Source organism: Streptomyces sp. NPDC093018, assembly GCF_040684035.1.
Taxonomy (GTDB): domain Bacteria; phylum Actinomycetota; class Actinomycetes; order Streptomycetales; family Streptomycetaceae; genus Streptomyces; species Streptomyces murinus.
On sequence record NZ_JBFBFF010000023.1, the window covers coordinates 109188 to 126677 of the forward strand.

The following is a 17490-nucleotide window of genomic DNA, read 5'->3' on the forward strand; positions in this document are numbered from 1 at the left end:
CGCGCGCGACGCAGCCGTCGAAGGCCGGGCGGCCGTCACATGACGGCCAGCAGCTCCGCCAGTTCCTTGGGGCGGGACAGCATCGGCCAGTGGCCGGTGGGGAGTTCGGCGATGGTCCAGCCGGGGGTCGCCAGCATCGCGAAGGCCGGCAGTCCGGCCGCCACCATGGCCCGCACCTGCTCGGCCGTGAAGGTGGCGGCGATCAGGGTGCGCGGGGTGTCCGGGATCTCGGCGGGCCGCCGCGCGGGCCCCAGCACCAGCGCGGCGGGCTGCGCGCTCGCGCGCCGGCGCATCTGTGTCAGATCGCCCGCCGAGAGGCCGGCCAGCGAGACCGGGTCCCGCCGCTGGTCGTCCTCGTCGAAGGGCCGGGCCGGCAGCAGCCGGCCCTTCCCGTCCGTCTCGATCTGCCGCCGCTGCTCCGCCTGCGCGTCGGGCGGCAGGAACTCGATCTGCGCCATGCCGTCGGGGAACGGCGCGGTGTCCACGTAGACGATCCGCCGCAGCCGCTCCGGCAGCCGGTCGGCGGCCTCGGTGCCCGCGATCGTCGCGCCGCTGTGCAGCACGAGCACCACGTCCTCCGCGTCCCCGATCGCGTCGGTGATGTCGGCGACATGGGTGGAGACGCCCACGTCGGGGGTCGCCTCACCGGCCCGCTCGCCCTGCCCCGTCAGGGACACCGTGCGCACCTCGTGCCCGGCGTCGCGCAGCAGCCTGCCGACCTCCTCCCAGACCCAGGGGCCGAAGAAGAATCCGGGAACCAGCACGTATGTCGACATCCACCTTCTCCTCGCTTCACCACACTCGCTGACGCTCCGAAGGTAGACTCGAATCAGGACGAAATCGGTCCGGATAGCCGTCGGGAAGAGGGCGCTGTGCCGAACGAGCGACCCACGTCCCGCGTCCTGGCGATGCTGGAGCTGTTACAGGACCGGCCCGGCATCAGCGGCCGGGAGCTGGCGCAACGGCTCGGCGTGGGCGAGCGGACCGTGCGCCGTTACGCCGCCCATCTCACCGACCTCGGCATCCCGGTCTCCGCCGAACGCGGCCGGTACGGCGGCTACTGGCTGCCGCCCACCTTCCGGCTCCCGCCGCTCGCGCTCACCGACAAGGAAGCCGCCGCGGTCGTCCTCGGCCTGCTGGCCGGCTCCCCGCACGGATCACCCGGCGACACCGCCGAAAGCGCCCTCGCCAAGATCAACCGGGTGCTGCCCGAGCCGCTCGCGGACCAGGTCGCCGCCCTGCGCGACACGTTCGCCCGCACCCCGCCGGCCGCGCAGGACGCCGCGCCCGACCCGGGGATCGCCCTGGACCTGGCCACCGCGGCCCGCGACCGGCGCCGGGTCCGCATCACCTACCAGTCCTGGCGGGGCGAGACCTCCACCCGCGACCTGGACCCCTACGGGCTGGTGCTGCACGGGGGCCGCTGGTACGTCTCCGGACTCGACTCCCGCCGCGCCGAGATCCGGGTGTTCCGGGTCGACCGCGTCCGCTCCCTGCAACCCGCCGCGGACCCCCGGGCCACCCCGCCACCGCCCGGGTACGACCCCGCCGCGCAGCTCACCGCGGCCCTCGGCGAGGTCGCGGGCCGGCACCGGGTCCGGGTGCTCCTGCACACCACCCTGGAGCAGGCGGCGCGCCGTGTCCCGCCGGCCGCGGCGACCCTCGTCCAGACCGCCGAGGGAGTGCTGCTGGAGACGCGCGCCGAGCGGTTCGACACCATGGCCGGCTATCTGGCGGGGCTCGGCTGCCCGCTCACCGTGCACCATCCGGCCGAACTGCGCGAGGCCCTCGCCCGGCTGTCCGACCGCCTCGCGTCCTGCGCGGCCCGGACGGGCAGGCCATGATTTCCCGTAAGGGAGTTCAGTGCTTGACGGCCGTGATCATGGCGTGCTCCATGGGCAGTCCCCCGACCGCCGTGACCTGGTCGAACCCGGCCTTGCGCAGCATCCGCTCGTAGTCGGCGACCGGGTACGCCATCCCCTCGCCCGTGGCGATCACGTTCAGGAACAGGGAGAGCGAGGTGGCGATGACGCCGCCCGCCTCGTCCGGCGCCGTGTTGCAGGAGTAGATCAGCACCCGCCCGCCGGGCCCGAGCGCGTCGTACGCCTTGGCCAGCAGTGTCTCCACCCGCTGGGCGTCGAAGACGTCGAGCACACTGCTGAAGAGGATGGTGTCCATGCCGGCCGGGAACGGGTCGGTGAACATGTCGCCGGGCTGGAAGCGCACCCGGCCGTCCACGCCGGGCGGCAGCTCGCGCGCGGCGAGCCGGGTCACCGACGGCAGGTCGAACACCGTGACCGTGATCCCCGGGTGGTGTCCGGCGATGGCCGCCGCCTTGGCGCCGCTGCCCCCGCCGACGTCGAGCAGATGCCCGGTGCCTTCGAGATCCGCGGTGCGCAGCAGGCCCTGCATCTCCTGGTGGGCGAAGGCGGCGATCGACCGGTGCAGGATCGCCTCGGTCTCCGGGTCGGCGCCGAGCCGTTCGTAGACCGAATCGCCCTCCCCGGCGTGCACCTTCAGCCCGTCGTTGGTGCCCGAGCGCAGCGCCTGGGTCGTATGGGCCATGCCCGCGTAGTCGGTGCGGTGGCGGGAGAGGAAGATGTTGCGCCAGCTCTCCGGGCCCCGCGGGGCGAGCAGCCGCTCGGCGAGCGGCGCGTTGCCGTACCGGCCGTCCGTCCGGGTCAGCAGGTCGATCGCGCACAGCGAGGCGAGCAGGATCCGCATCTTGTGCGGGGCCGTGCCGGCCTGGTCCGCGAGTTCGTCCAGGGTGGCCCCCGGGTGCGCGGACAGATGCCCGAACACGTCCAGTTCCAGGCCCGCGACGACGGCGTTGAACAGCGTGTGCCCATGGGCGACGAGCAGGAACCGCTGATAGGCCTCGTCTTCGGAAGAGTGCGCCATGACGGGGTGTTCCTCCTGGGTCGGTTCGGACAGGTCGACTTCGGACGGGGCGGCTCCGGAAAGGTCGGCTCCGGGCGGGTCGAGTTCGGGCGGGTCGAGTTCGGCCAGCAGTGCCGCCACCTCGGCGTCGCTCATCGCGTCCACCCGGCGCTCCAGTTCGCCGGTGGCGCTCTCCTCGTCGACCAGCGCGGCCAGCGCCTCGACGGTCGGTTCGGCGAGGAAGGCGGCGAGGCCGACCGCGGCGCCCCGGCCGGCCGCGACCCGGTGCAGCATCCTGACCGCGAGCAGGGAGTGGCCGCCCGCCCCGAAGAAGTCCTCGCGCACACCGACCCGTTCGCGCTCCAGCAGTTCGGCCCAGAGCCGCGCCAGCCATTCCTGCGTCGGAGTGGCCGGCGGATCGGCGGCGCCCGCGTCCCCGTCGAGCACGGTGTCCGCGAGGTCCCGCACCGCCAGCGCGCGCCGGTCCACCTTGCCGCTGGAGTTGTGGGGGAACTCCGGTACGGCGACGATCCGGGCCGGCACCAGATACGCGGGCAGCCGGGCGGCCAGCGCGCCCCTGAGCTCCGCCTCGCTGCCGCGCACACCGTCCGCGAGCCGGACGAACGCCACCAGCCGCAGCTCACCGTCGCCGAACTCCCGTCCGAGGACGACGGCTTCACGCACCCGGTCGTCGCGTTCCAGCGCCTCCGCGACCTCGTCCGGCTCGATCCGGTGGCCGCGGATCTTGAGCTGGTGGTCGGTGCGCCCGTGGCAGGTGAGCGATCCGTCGGCGTGCCGCCGGAAGAGGTCGCCGGTGCGGTAGAGCCGCTCGCCGGTCACCGGATGCCGTACGAAGCGTTCGGCGGTCAGCTCCGGCTCGCCGAGGTAGCCGCGGGCGAGCCCGGCACCGCCGAGGAACAGTTCGCCCAGCACACCGGTGGGCACCGGGCGCAGCTCCGCGTCGAGGACGTGCGCGGTCGTACCGGCGATCGGCGGTCCGATCAGCGGGGCGGTGCCGTCCCAGCGCCGGACCAGCGAGTAGACGGTGGTCTCCGCGGGGCCGTACAGGTTCCAGACGTCGCCTACGGCGGCGCGCAGCTCGCGGGCGAGTTCGAGGGGCAGCGCCTCGCCGCCGGAGAGCACGGAGCGCAACCCGGACAGATCGGCGCCTGCGTCGAGCAGCATCCGCCAGGTGGACGGCGTGCCGTGCTGCACGGTCACGCCCCGCAGCAGGGCCGCCAGCCGGTCCGCGTCCCGCGCGTCCGCCCGCCCGCACACGGTCACCGCCGCGCCGACGGCCGGCGGCAGGAACAGCTCGATCACCGAGCCGTCGAACGGCAGGCTGGCCAGGGCGAGGGTCGTATCGTCCGCGCGCAGGGCGTCCAGCTCGGCCATCGAGGCGAGGAAGTTGCCGAGGCTGCGGTGGGTGACCGCGATGCCCTTCGGGTGGCCCGTGGATCCGGAGGTGTACATGATGTACGCCAGCCGGTCCGGGTCCTCGGGTGCCGGATCCGGGGCGAGGTCGCGGTCCGGCAGCGCGCGTACGTCGAGGGACGGGGGCGGCGCCGGGAGCACCAGGCCCTGGAAGTCCGGGAGTTCGGCGCCCGCGGTCAGCAGCAGGCGCGCGCCGCTGTCGGTCAGCAGCCGGGCGAGCCGCTCCGCCGGGTACTCCAGCTCCAGTGGCAGGTACACGGCGCCGGCCTTCCAGATGCCGAGCACGGCGGGCAGCAGCTCGATCGTACGGCCGGTGCCGACGGCCACCACCGGCTCCGCGCCCCGGACCCGCTCCCGGACCGCCGCGGCGACGGCGTCCGAGGCCGCGTCGAGTTCGGCGTAGCTGAGCACGGCGCCCGCGCAGCGCACGGCGGGCGCGTTTGGACGCAGCGCGACCTGCCGGGCGAACAGCTCGCCGAACGTGGTCGCGATCGCCGGCCGCGCCGCTGCGGCGGCCTCCCGCAGCGCGGCCGACCGGGCGTCCTCGGGCTCCAGCGGGTACCGCCCGATCGGCAGGTCGGGCTCGGCCGCGATGCCGGTCAGCAGGGTGGTGTACCGCTCCAGCAGCCGCTCGGCGGTCGAGGCGTCGTACAGATCGCTGTTGTAGTCGAGCCGTCCGCCGAGGCCCGTGCCCGACTGCTCCACGGTCAGTTCGAGGTCCAGCCGCGCGGTGTTGTTGCAGAACGACACCGGGCGCAGGGCCAGTTCGGGGGTGACCGCCACCTCCGCGTCGCCGAGCGGGAGGCTGCCCATGCTGAACAGCACCTGGTAGAGCGGGTTGCGGGTGGTGTCCCGGGCGCCGCCGAGCCGCTGGACGAGCGACCCGAACGGCAGGTCCTGGTCGGCCAGTACGGCCACCAGGGCGGCCTGGACCTGGTCGACGAGCGCGCCGAACCGAGGTCCGCCGCCGGAGTCGATCCGCATCGGCAGCGTGTTGGCGAACGGGCCGATCAGCGCCTCGGTGCCGGGCCGCGCCCGGCCGGACACCACGACTCCGGTCACCGCGTCGTCCAGCCCGCTGTACCGGGCGACGAGCGTGTGCAGGGCCGCCAGCATCACCGGGAACAGGGTGACTCCGCGCTCCCTGGCCAAGGCCCTTAGATCGGCGGCGAGTCGGTCCGGCAGCCGGAACGGGACGCTGCGGCCGTCGAAGGTCTGCACCGCGGGCCGCTCGTGATCCGTGGGCACGAACGCCGCCCCGGCTCCGGCGAGCCGGGCCCGCTGGGCCTCGATACGATCGCCGGCCGCGTCGAGGCGCCGCCACTGCCAGTCGGCGAACTCCGTGAATTGGAGGGTGAGCGGTGGCAGTTCGGGCTCGGCACCGGCCAGCCTGGCCCGGTAGGCCGCGCTCAGCTCCTCGATGAGCACGCCGACCGACCAGCCGTCGGCGGCGATGTGGTGCACGATCCACAGCAGCAGGTGGTCCTGTGGCGCGATGCTGATCAACTCGTTGCGCACCACGGGCCCTTGCGCCAGATCGAACCGGAGCCGCGCACGCTCCTGCGCATACGCGAACGCCGCCTCCTCCCCCACCGGCGACTCCACGACGGACAACTCAGGCGGCGCCCCGGGCACGGCCATCGCGATCCCGTCCTCGAACCGGAACCGGCAGGCGAGCACCGGATGCCGCCCGACGACATCCGCGAGCGCCCGCCGCAGCACGGCCACGGACAGCACCCCGGTCAACCGAAGCGCGAACGGCACGACGTAGGGGGCACCGTCCCCCGTCCAGAGCCGATCGAGATAGAGCTGATGAGCCTGCCCGGGAGAGGCGGGAACGGGGACGCCGGCCGGGGCGGAGGGTGAGGTGGCGACGGGTGAAGTGGCGGCGGGTGGGGCGGCACCCACAGAAATCGCCCCGGCGGCAGGACCGGCGGCAGATCCGACGGGCGCGGGGACCGATCCGGCAGGCGCAGGGACCGGCCCGGCTGCCGAGCGCAAGGTCCCCTCGGTTACCGCTCCGCCGGTCGGCCCGGCAGACCTGGCCGACACCACGGCGGAGCCCGAACCCCCCGGAGGCACACCGGCCGACCCCGCAGCGAAGCCCTGCCAACCGCCCGCCGTCCCCGGAGCCCGCTCGGCGACCGGCCCGGCAGACCCGGCCGACACCACGGCGGAGCCCGGCATCTCGGCAGACGGACCGGCCTCCCCGGTAACCGCGCCGGAAGCCCCCTCGGCGACCAGGTCGGCAGGCCCGGTCGGCGCGACGCCGTCCTCGGCGGCCGGCTCGGCGGGCCCGGTCGATGTGACCCCGCCTGCGGCGGGCGGCCCGGCAGCAGGCTCGGCCGATGGCGCGGCGGCCTCCTCGGTGGCCGCCGTCGACTCCCCCGCCCGGCGGAGAAACGCCACGCGTTCCTCCGCCGTCATCCCGGCGAGCCGCCTGAGCGCATGTCGCATGGGGAACTCCTCTCGTAGGGTTCCCCGGCCGCCGGCCGGGGCCGGGCGCGGCTCTAGGGCCTCCCTTTCGGATCTTGTCGGGGTCGCGGGGTCGGGTCAGCCGAGAGGGGCCCTTGCCCGCGGCCGACCTGATCCGAAAGAAAGGCCCTAGGCGGTGAGCGGCACGGCCGCGTCGTCCGCCGCGGCGGGCTTGATCGTGCGGTCGGCGATCAGGTAGCAGGTGACCGCGCCCACCGCGAGCACCGCACCGGCGATCACGAAGGAGAGCGACCTGCCCTCGTCCGCCGCCTTCGCCGCCGCGGTGCCCGAGACGCGGAGCGCGTGCGCGTGGCTCAGTCCGATGGTCATGATCACCGAGAGGCCCAGCGACTGGCTGATCTGCTGGAGCGACGTCAGCACACCCGAACCGAGCCCCGCGTTCCGCGGCGAGACGTCGTCCAGCGCGGACAGCTGGAGCGCGGGCGCCGCGAGGCCGGAGCCGAACGCGGCGAGCGCCATCCCCGGCAGCAGACCGCCGACGAAGCCGCTGTGCCCGCCGAGCAGGCTGAAGAGGAAGATCCCGGCCCCGATGACGAACAGCCCCACCGACAGCAGCAGCCGCGACCCGAGCACCGGCATCAGCCGGGTGGAGAGCACCAGCCCGGGAGCGAACAGAACGGTGTACGGCAGCCAGGCCAGCCCGCTCTGCAACGGCGAGTAGTGCGCGGTCTGCTGCATGAAGAGCACCACGAGGAAGAACATCACGGAGGTGGAGACCGCCATGAACACCTGCCCCGCGTACCCCGTCAGCCGGGTGCGGCTGGTGAAGAACCCCAGCGGGATCAGCGGATTCGCGCTGCGCAGTTGCAGCACGGCGAACACGGCCAGGGCGACGAGCCCCCCGATCAGGGACGCGAGCACCGCGGACGAACTCCACGGGTGGTCGATCCCGTTGAGCAGGCCGTGCACCACGGCGATCATGCCGCCGGTCAGCAGTACGGCGCTGAGCCAGCTCGTCCGGCGGCCACCGGCCGCCGCCGTCTCCCGGGTCTCCGGCACCAGTCTGAGGGTCATCACCAGCGAGATCACACAGGGCGGGACCCCGATGTAGAAGATCCAGTGCCAGCTCGCCAGATCGGTGAGGACCCCGGACAGCAGCACACCCGAGGCCGCGCCGAGACCCGCGAGCCCGCCCCAGATGCCCAGCGCCTTGGTCCGCTCCCGCTCGTCGGTGAACAGCAGCGCCACCATGGACAGCGCGGTCGGCGCCGCGAGCGCCTCGCCGACACCCTGCGCGAACCGGCTCCCGATGAGCATGCCCGACGAGGTGGACAGCGCCGCCGTGAGGGAGGACACGGCCAGCAGCGCCGCGCCCGCGGTGAACACCCGGCGGCGCCCCACGAGGTCGCCGAGCCGCCCGCCGAGCAGCAGCAGACCGCCCGCCGCGATGAGGTACGCGTTGACCACCCAGGTCAACTCCGGCTGGCTCAGCTTCAGATCACGCTGGATCGACGGCAGCGCGACGTTCACGTTCGTCGCGTCCAGGAAGATGATGAACTGGACGAGAGCCAGTCCGATCAGGGCCTTCCAGCGAAGCGGGTTCGGCGCCGGTAAGGCCTCGGTGTCGCCGGTCATCTGTGCTCCTGGTTCGTCGTGCACGGCCATGATTCGTGGGACGCGCGGTACGGTACGAGCGAACAGTTATCCGCCGGTTACGCCGGCCGGCTGCGCAGGTGTGCGGCCAGGTCCCGCGGTGTCGCCCGTTCATAGACGTCCCGGGCGGCCACCTGTACGAGGCCCCGGGCGCGCAGCTCCGCGACGAACCTGCTGATGGTCACGGAATCGGCGCCCGCATCGAAGAGGTTGCCCTCCCCGCCGACCCGCAACCCGGTGAGCCGCTCCCAGATCCCGGCCAGCAGATCCTCGGACACTTCGGGAACGGACGCTTCCGACGGATCAGCAACTGCCGTTGCGCCAGGGGTTGTTGATACGGCACGGGGCTTCGGCAGCCGCCCCCGGTCCAGCTTGCCGTTCACCGTCAGCGGGAACGCGTCGAGCGCGGTGACCGTGGCCGGGACCATGTACGACGGCAGCAGCGCGCGCACCCGCTGCCGTACCGTCGCCGGATCCGCCCCGGCGGGCGTCACATAGGCGTCGAGGCGCGGGGCCCCCGGTGTGCCGCCGATCAGCACCGCCGCTCCGGTGATGCCGTCCGCGGTGAGCAGCGCGGCCCGTACCTCCCCGGGCTCGATGCGGTAGCCGTGCAGCTTGACCTGGTCGTCCAGGCGGCCGAGGTGCTCGAACGTCCCGTCGGGCAGCATCCGGCCGCGGTCCCCGCTCCGGTACACCCGGGTGCCGTCCGGATCCACCCCGAACCGTTCGGCGGTCAGCTCCGCCATGCCGACGTAGCCGAGCGCCACCCCCACCCCGCCCACCCGGATCTCCCCCGGCACACCCGGCGGAAGGAGCCGCCCGGCCGGGTCCCGGACCGTCAGCGACTCCCCCGGCAGCGGCACCCCGACCGAGCGGGACGCCGTCGCGGCGATCTCCGGTGTCACCGTCGTCCAGGTGCTGTGCACCGTGGTCTCGGTGATGCCGTAGAGGTTGACCACCCGGCATCGCCGCGGCGCGTACCGCCGGAACCAGGGCAGCAGCATCCGGGTGTCGAGCGGCTCCCCGCCCAGGGTGACCAGGCGGACCGCGAGTCGGCGCGGGGCGTTACGGTCGGCGTCGATCAGCATGCCGAAGGCGGTGGGCGTCTGGTTGAGGACCGTCACCCCCTCCTCGGCGAGCAGCCGGTGCAGTTCGTCCGGGGCGCGGGTCACCCGCCCCGGCACCACGACGAGCCGGCCCCCCGTGGTCAGCGCGCCCCAGATCTCCCACACGGACATGTCGAACGCCACCGAGTGGAAGAGCGCCCACACATCGCGGGGGACGAATCCGAACGCGGTCCCGGTGCCGGCGATCAGCGCGGTGACGCTGCGATGGGCGACCGCGACCGGCTTCGGCGCGCCGGTCGAGCCCGAGGTGCAGATGACGTAGGCCGCGTCGCCCGCGTCCCCGGTGCGCTCCGGCGGTGTCGCGGCCTGGCGCCGGGCAAGGGCGCCGAGCCGCGCGGGCGACACGCTCCGGCAGGCCCCGGCCTGGAGGTCTCCCGCGTCGCCCACCAGGAGCCGGGGACCGGCGGCGGCGACGATCCGCGCCAGTCGCTCCGGCGGATTGTCCGGCTCCATGGGCAGGTACGCCGCTCCGGCGCGCAGCACCCCGAGCAGCACCACCACCAGCTCCCAGCCCCGGGCCATGCAGACGCCGACGCGGTCGCCGGGTTCGACGCCGAGCTCCCGCAGCGCCCGCGCGACCCGGTTCGCGGCCCGGTCCAGGGCTCCGTAACGCAGTCGGCTGTGCCCGTCGGTGACCGCGATGCCGTCCGGGCGTTCGGCGGCGCGAGCGGCGACGAGATCGTCGATCCTCCGGTGCTCGACGGGCAGCGCGAGCCCGGTACCCAGCCGCCGTACGCGCGCCGCGTCGGCCGCGTCAAGCAGCTCGACGCGCTCCAACATGCCTTCCGTCGTGCCCAGTTGACCGGCCACATGGACGACGGCACGCACGAACCGCTCCGCGGCCCCCGGGCTGATCAGGTCGCCGCGCGCGACCGCGGCGAGAGTGCCCGCGAGGTCCCCGCCGACGGACTCGGTACGACCACCGCCCACCGTCAGGGTGAGCGGCGACCCGGCCTCCCCCGCCTCCTGGAACCTGACCTCGACGGCCGGACCGCCCTCGCCCAGCATCCCGGCGAGAAGGGGACCGAACCGCGGCCAGCTCCCCGTGAGCGCCTCCCGTGCGACGGCGAGCAGATCGGCGACCTCGTCCGCCGGGTCGGTCGGGAAGGCGACCAGCACCGGGTGCGCGGCCTCCGTGTCCTGTCGTACCGCGAGGACCGTGACCGGCAGGCCCTGGTACCTGCCGAGGACGAGCGCGGCCGCCGCGAGCAGGCGATGCCGTGGCACCGCGCCCGTCTCGCGCGCGCTCCGGCAGGCCGGTTCGGCGAGTTCCGGAAGTCCCCAGTCGGGGCGCGGGCCCGGGGCGGCGAGCACCGCGGCGAGCCGTTCCCCGACACCGTCGGCCAGCCATTCGATCAGCTCCAGGACCGGCCCGGAGTCGTCCGCCAGGTACATATGGCCGCCGGCGACCTCAAGGGTCCGCAGCGGCCGGGTCGTCGCCTCCTGCCAGCGCGCCGAGTCGACGGCGCTCACCAGTGCGTCGGCCGCGCCGCGCAGCACGGTGACCGGCACGTCGAGCGGGGTGACCGAGGCCCGGTGGTACCCCTCGTACATCTCCTGGTCGGCGCGGAGCACCGGCAGCAGCAGTGCGGCCATCTCCGGGTCGGCCAGCGCCGGATGCCGGTATCCGGCCAGCTCCTCCAGCCGGGCCAGGAACTCCTCGTCCGGCAGCCCGGTGGTCCGCGGGGGCCGGGGCACGGTGGGGCCGGGCGTACCGCTGATGATCAGGTGCCGGATCCGTACGCCGTGCCGCGCGAGCAGCCCGGCCAGCTCGAAGGCGACGGTGCCGCCCAGGCAGTGGCCGAACAGCACGGCCTCGTCGCGGCCGTCCAGGGCCGAGAGCACCCGAGGCAGCAGGTCGGCGACGGCCGCGGCCACCGTGCGGTGCGGCGGCTCGCCGAACCGCTTGTCGTGCCCGGCCAGATCGGGCGCGATGATCTCGAAGTCCGCGCCGGGTCGCCAGGGACGGAAGAACGACGCGCCGGCACCGGTGTGCGGAAGGCAGACGACCGGCAGCCGGGCCGCGGCGGCAGGGCCGGTCGTCTCCGCGGTGACGGACCTGCCGACGGCGGAGGGGACGTGTACGGCGGAGGGCGCTGCCGCGGCGCGGGGCCCCGGGCCCGGCGGGGACGCCGCGCCGATGACCCTGGCCAGCTCCGCGGCATGGTCCCGGGCGAAGTAGTGGCCACCGCCCTCGATCAGGTCGAGCCGTACGTCGTCGGCGAACACCGACCAGCCGAGGTGGCCGTGCTCCGGGTCCGGGGTGACCGGGTCGGCGGTGCCGAGCACGCAGTGCAGCGGGGCACGCAGCCGCGGCCCCGGTGTGCCGTGCGCCGCGGCCTGGAAGCGGGTCGCCCCGGCCATGTCGTGCCGTACCGCGGCGAGCACCCGTTCGCGGTCCGCGTCGTCCAGGGCGCCGTCGAAACCGCCGATGGCCTTGATGTAGGTGTAGAACTCGTCGCCCGAACTGTCGGTGACACGCGCCAGGTTGGCCTCGGCATCCGGGTCGGTGAGGCTGGCACCGACATGCACGGCCCGCAACTCGGCTCCTCGTGCCTCCAGTTCCCGGGCCACCGCCACGGCGAGGGACGCACCCGCGCAGTGCCCGTAGACCACGAGGGCGCCGGTGACCCGCTCCTGGATCTCGTCGGCCAGCCGGTCCACGGCCGCGCCGAACTCCAGGAATGCGCGGTCGTCGCCCTCGTGGCCGGGCAGGCTCGCCGCCCACAGCCGGAACCGCGGCGGCAGCGCGTCCGCGAGCGGCTGGTAGGCGGTCGCGGCGCCCCCGGCGTAGGGGATCGCGACGACGGTCAGCTCGGCCCGGGAGTCGTCGCCGGTGAGCGGCCACAGCAGCCGCCCGTCCGGCACCGGCGCCCCCGCGGCCAGATGGGCGGCGAGCGCCCCCGCGGTCCGGTGGCGGAACAGCTCGGCGAGCGGTACGTCACCCCCGAGCAGCCGCCGTACCTTGAGCGCGGCGAAGGAGTTGCCGCCCAGGTCGAAGAAGTCGCTGTGCGGATGGATGTCCGCCGCGCCCAGCACCTCCCGCCAGACCCGGCGGACCCGCTCCAGCGCCTGCTGGTCGGCTTCCGGCGCGGACCCGTCGACCGGGGCCGGGGCCGGGGCCGTGGTCACCACCGGGGCCGTCACCGGGGCGGCCGCCGACACGGTGGTGCGCACCCGGGCCGGGGGGCGCGGCGGCTCCGGCAGCGGCAGGTCCTCGATCCCCAGATCGGGATCGGCCGCCACCGCCTCGGCCACCCGGGCGTAGAGCGCGGCGAGCCGGGCGGCGGACGCCGGGTCGAACAGGTCCCGCGCGTACACGAGGTCCAGGACGAACGCGCCCGCGTCGGCGCGCACCATGAAGTTGAGGTCGAACTTGGCGGCCCTCAGCTCCGGGACGAGCCCCTCCGCGGTCAGCCCCTCGTACGCGGGCAGCCGCTGGTACGCGGTGGATTCCCCTTCCTGTTCCTCGAACTGGACGTGCACCCGGATCAACGGCGCCCGGGAGCCGCCGCGTTCGGTCCGTACGGCGTCGACGAGCAGTCCGAACGGCAGCGCGCTGCCCGCGTAGTCGGCGACCAGGTCACGGCGGGTCCGTGCGAGCAGCTCCCGGAACGTCGGGTTGCCCGAGAGGTCGGCGCGCACCGGGAACGCGTTGGTGAACAGCCCGATCAGATGGCGCAGTTCGGGCTCCTCACGCTGGGCCGCGGTGGAGCCGAACAGCAGGTCCCGCTGCCCGGTGTGCCGGGCGAGCACCACGCCGAGCAGCGCGGCGACGGTCATGAACCGGGACGCGCCCGCGCCCCGGGCGATCAGGTCCAGCCGCTGCACGACGGGCCGGGCAACCGTCGCCCGGCACAGCTCGCCCTCGGACGCCTCGGACGCCTCGGCCGCCCGCGCCGGATCGGCGGGCCGGTCGGTCGGCAGCGTGATCCCCGCGCCGTCCAGCCGGGTGCGCCAGTAGCCGCTCAGCCGCTCCCGCTCGGCGGCGTCGAGCCGGTCCCGCTGCCAGCTCGCGAAGTCCGCGTACTGGACGGGCAGTCGAGGCATCCCCGACGGCGCGCCACGCAGGATCGAGTTGTAGGCATCCGCCAGTTCGGCGTGCAGGAGCGGCACGGACCAGCCGTCGCAGGCGATGTGGTGCGCGGTGAGCACCAGCAGGTGCTCCACCGGCCCGAGCCGGAGCAGTTCGGCGCGCAGAAGGGGCCCGGTACCGAGGTCGAACCGGGCCGCCTGCGCCGCGGCGAGCCGTGCGGAGACCTCGTCGGCGGCGGCGCCGCGCAGCTCCCGCACCGGCAGGGGAACCGGTACGGCCGCGCCGATGACCTGGTACAGCTCGCCGTCGCGCTCGGTGAACGTGGTGCGCAGCGCCTCGTGCCGCGCGACCACCCGGCTCAGCGCGGCGCCCAGCGCGTCGATGTCGAGGGCACCGCGCAACGACACGGGCAGCGGCACGGTGTACGCCGACGCCCCCTGCTCCAGTTCGGCGACCATCCACAGCCCGGCCTGCGCGTACGACGCGGGGACGAGCGCCCCGGCCGGATCGCGGCGCGGAATTCCGGGCCGTACCGAACGGCGTTCCGCGAGCGCCCTGAGCAGCCGGGCCCGCTGAGGTGATCGCGCGGGTGCGTCCGAGGGAGGGATGATCGCCACCTGTTCTCCTACGGTCTCGGCACATCTGCCAGGACCGTAGGCGGGCGCGGTTAGCCCGGGGTTATGCAGCGGCGGGGCACGGCCCCCGCGAGATCACCCGGCGAGAAACCGTGCGACATCCCGGACCTCGGCATCAAGCACCCGCCGACGCAAGGCCGCTCCGTCCGGATCCCGCTGATCCGCCGCGTCCGGAGCCCGCTGACCCGCCGTGTCCGGGGCTCGCCGGTCCGCCCCGTCCGCAGCCCGCTGACCCGCCGGGTCGAACATCTCCAGGTCGACGCCGCGCGTCCGGTCCCGGCGCCACACCCCGCGCACCAGCCCGTCCACCACCACGGTGGGGCTGATCTGGCCGCCGCCCGGCCAGACCCTGCGGGCGTGCTCCAGCTCGACGGACAGCCGGCGGTCGGTGAAGCCGACCAGGTAGTTGTCGTAGGCCGGCAGCAAGCGGACATCGCCCGTCGGCTCCGGACCGGACGGTGTACCGGCCGCCAGCGCGTACCCGTCCTGGCCCTCGACGCGGCACGGTTCGGTCAGACCGGCCCCGAGCAGTTCCTTCCACGCCGCGCGTACCGCGGGCAGCCCGAGCCCCGACCAGGTGGCGAAGTCGGCCACCGTCGCCGGACCGTGCGCCGTCAGATATCTGTGCAGCAACTCCCGCACGGCGTCCGCACCGCGGGGCCCGGCCGCCTCGGGCAGCCAGTTCTCGGCGAGCACATAGGTGGCGGAGCCGTCCTCCCGGACCGGCCCGCAGCAGGCGGTGCCGAGCAGCGCGGATCGTCGTACGAGATGGAACGGCACCTGTCCGTCGGCGCGCAGCCCCGCCGCGGTCATCCGCGCCGCCAGCTCGTCCCGGGTCAGCGGCCCGTCCGCGAGCGACTCGGCGATCACCCGTTCCCCCAGGGCGAGTTCGGCCGTCCCGAGCCCCAGTTCGCGATACCGGCGCTCGCTGCGGCGCAGCAGCAGCGGCGCGAACAGCTCCCGCAGCCAGCCCGCGTCCCGGGCCGGGACCAGATACAGCGTGCCCCGCATGAACCAGCCCCGCACCACACCGGGCCCGCCGCCGAGCGCCCGGTACACATCCGCCTCGGTCAGCCCATGGGCACGCGCCCTGATCCCCAGCGCCGCCGCCCGCACATCCTGTGCCTGCACCGCGAGGCACCGCTCCAGCACCTCGGCCACCGACCCCGCACGCCGCTCTCCGCCCACGCCCTGCGCCCACGCGCGCAGCGCCCTCACCTCAGCCGGACCGAGCTCCCGCACGTCCTCCCCCTGCCTCCTGGCTGCCGACGGTCCCCGACCGTAGCCGTTCACCGTCCGGCCCGCACGGTGTACGACCCCTACCGGCCGTACACCGTGCCGTACCGCCCCGGGCCGCCGCCCCCTCAGCAGCCGATCGGCGCGGAGCCGACCGCCACGTCGTCGAACCACAGGGTGTCGTCACCGCCGCCGTAGCTCTCCCAGCCGAGGCGCAGGCCGGTGGGGCGCGGTGCGGTGGTGCGGGACAGCCACTGCTGGTCGATGTCCGCGGTGGGGACGCCGTCCTCGTGCAGACCGGGAATCTGCTGGTCGCCGAGCCAGGTGTCGAGGTGGCCGTTCGACGTGTCGACCATGAAGCGCAGGCACTGCCAGCTGCCGGTGGGCAGCGGCGCGCTCTGCGCCACACCGGCCGGGCTCTGCGCGGGCAGGGTGGCGTCGTCGAGCTCGCGGTTCCACTGGAGGGCGCCGTTCTGGCCGCCGATGCGCAGCGCCTTGCCGCCCTGGGAGCTGTCGGGCATGGAGACGAAGGCGACGTGTCCGGCGGGGAGGGCGGTGGTGTGCCGTACCCACATGCGGAGGTACAGGGGCCCCACCGATGACAGGTCCGCCGTGGTGGCGACGAAGGCGTGGTTGCAGTACCCGGCCTTGCCGTCCACCCGGATCGACTTGCCGCCGCTGTGCGCGACGGAGGTGTCGACCGTGACCGTGCCGGTGCCCTGGCAGTCGGGCGCCGTGAACTGCCAGGCGCCGGAGGGCGTGGTCCCGCTCTGGTCCTCGAACCCGGTGCAGATCACGGCGCCCCCGCAGTCACTGCTCGGCGGCGGGGTGGTGGGGGGCGGGGTGGTCGGCGGGGTCGTGGTCGGCGTCCCCGGATCGGTCGGCGCCGTGGCCCCGCCGCAGGACACCCCGTTCACCGCGAAGTCGCTCGGCGTGGGGTTCGCCGCCTGGTACGTCCCCTGGACCCCGAAGTCCGCGGAACCCCCCGTCGCCAGAGCGCCGTTCCACCCGGCGTCCGTGACGGTGACCGCCTTCCCGCTCTGCGCGGCACTGGCGTTCCAGGCCGAAGTCACCTTCTGGTCCCCGCCGTACGTCCAGGTCAGCCGCCAACTCGTGACGGCGGGACCGAGGTTGGTGACCTTGATCGCGGCGGTGTATCCGCCGGACCACTGATCGACGACGTAGTCGACCCGGCAGCCCGAGTCCGCCGCGGCGCTGCTGACCGGCGCCGCGACGAGGGCGGCCAGCAGCAGCCCGACGGCCGAGAACCCCGCCAGCACCGCCGATATCCAGGGGTGGTGCCGTAATCGTGGGACAAGCGTGCGCATGTCTGCCTCCGAGCCAGTGGGTGGGAGGGTGCCGTTCCCAACTATGGGAGCGCTCCCACACATGAGAGCGACTCCGGCCGGAGGCTGTCAATGCGTCGGACGTACGAGGCTTCGACCCGCGCCGCGTTGCCCCGGCGGCTTGCCGCTCCGGCCGGGGACTCCGCGGCGGGCCGGCTCAGAACAGGGCTGTGCCGCGTTCGAAGTCGAGCAGGCGGCGCTTGCGGTCGAGGCCGCCGCCGTAACCGGTGAGGCTGCCGTCGCTGCCGACGACGCGGTGGCAGGGCACGATGATGCCGATCGGATTACGGCCGTTGGCAAGACCCACCGCCCGGGAAGCGCCCGGCTTGCCCAGGGCGTCGGCGAGCTGGCCGTAGGTACGGGTCTCGCCGTAGGGGATGCGGACCAGCTGGTCCCAGACACTGCGCTGGAACGGGGTCCCGCGCAGATTGAGTTCGAGGGAGAACTCGCGCAACTCACCCGCGTAGTACGCCTCCAGTTGCTCCCGGGCGGCATCGAAACAGGCGAGCGAGTCGTCGCGGGGACCGAAGTCCTCCTCGGGCGGGCGGTGCCGCTGAGCGGTCATGTACAGACCGCACAGGGCGCCGTCGGCGGCGACCAGGGTGAGCAGACCGTAGGGACCGTCGGTCTCGGTGTGGCAGATCATCGTGGAACCCACTTACACAGGAAGGAAGTTGATCGGGTGGCTGTCGGTCGCCCACAGATAC

8 protein-coding genes are annotated in these 17490 nt (G+C 74.3%); 1 reads left to right on the top strand and 7 read right to left on the bottom strand.

Translation table 11 applies throughout. The features are described from left to right. Window positions 1–35 precede the first annotated feature (35 nt). Complete coding sequence (locus tag AB0N90_RS34515; protein WP_365203122.1) at window positions 36–776, bottom strand: alpha/beta hydrolase; 741 nt, start codon at window positions 774–776, stop codon at window positions 36–38. A gap of 96 nt (window positions 777–872) precedes the next feature. On the opposite strand from AB0N90_RS34515, the gene AB0N90_RS34520 reads away from it, so the two are divergent. Then, window positions 873–1844 carry a transcriptional regulator gene (locus tag AB0N90_RS34520; RefSeq protein ID WP_365203124.1) on the top strand — a complete coding sequence of 324 codons (972 nt, stop codon included), beginning with the start codon at window positions 873–875 and terminating at the stop codon, window positions 1842–1844. 16 nt (window positions 1845–1860) lie between these two features. On the opposite strand, the gene AB0N90_RS34525 is transcribed toward AB0N90_RS34520, so the two are convergent. The 6 genes from AB0N90_RS34525 to AB0N90_RS34550 form a co-directional block, all read right to left on the bottom strand. Beyond that, window positions 1861–6771: an amino acid adenylation domain-containing protein gene (locus AB0N90_RS34525; RefSeq protein WP_365203125.1), complete on the bottom strand. Its 4911-nt coding sequence runs from the start codon at window positions 6769–6771 to the stop codon at window positions 1861–1863. Window positions 6772–6918: 147 nt separating this feature from the next. Then, on the bottom strand, window positions 6919–8385 hold the full coding sequence (locus tag AB0N90_RS34530) for an MFS transporter (RefSeq protein ID WP_365203127.1): 1467 nt from the start codon (window positions 8383–8385) through the stop codon (window positions 6919–6921). A 77-nt stretch (window positions 8386–8462) separates the two neighbouring features. Then, window positions 8463–14183 carry an amino acid adenylation domain-containing protein gene (locus tag AB0N90_RS34535; protein ID WP_365203129.1) on the bottom strand — a complete coding sequence of 1907 codons (5721 nt, stop codon included), beginning with the start codon at window positions 14181–14183 and terminating at the stop codon, window positions 8463–8465. Window positions 14184–14276: 93 nt separating this feature from the next. Further along, a complete protein-coding gene (locus tag AB0N90_RS34540) occupies window positions 14277–15443 on the bottom strand; it encodes a winged helix DNA-binding domain-containing protein (RefSeq protein ID WP_365203131.1) in 1167 nt (388 codons plus the stop codon). Between the two features lie 122 nt (window positions 15444–15565). After that, the gene (locus AB0N90_RS34545) at window positions 15566–16765 is read right to left on the bottom strand and encodes a cellulose-binding domain-containing protein (RefSeq protein ID WP_365203133.1); all 1200 of its coding nucleotides are present in this window, start codon (window positions 16763–16765) and stop codon (window positions 15566–15568) included. 175 nt (window positions 16766–16940) lie between these two features. Continuing rightward, window positions 16941–17429, bottom strand: coding sequence for a methylated-DNA--[protein]-cysteine S-methyltransferase (locus tag AB0N90_RS34550; RefSeq protein WP_365203143.1), 489 nt, complete (start codon window positions 17427–17429; stop codon window positions 16941–16943). Window positions 17430–17490: the final 61 nt, after the last annotated feature.

Bases quoted from the DNA above. Each gene is read 5' to 3' on its own strand.
- AB0N90_RS34545 (WP_365203133.1), bottom strand. From the start codon at position 16,765: ATGCGCACGCTTGTCCCACGATTACGGCACCACCCCTGGATATCGGCG.
- AB0N90_RS34530 (WP_365203127.1), bottom strand. From the start codon at position 8,385: ATGACCGGCGACACCGAGGCCTTACCGGCGCCGAACCCGCTTCGCTGG.
- AB0N90_RS34550 (WP_365203143.1), bottom strand. From the start codon at position 17,429: ATGATCTGCCACACCGAGACCGACGGTCCCTACGGTCTGCTCACCCTG.
- AB0N90_RS34525 (WP_365203125.1), bottom strand. From the start codon at position 6,771: ATGCGACATGCGCTCAGGCGGCTCGCCGGGATGACGGCGGAGGAACGC.
- AB0N90_RS34515 (WP_365203122.1), bottom strand. From the start codon at position 776: ATGTCGACATACGTGCTGGTTCCCGGATTCTTCTTCGGCCCCTGGGTC.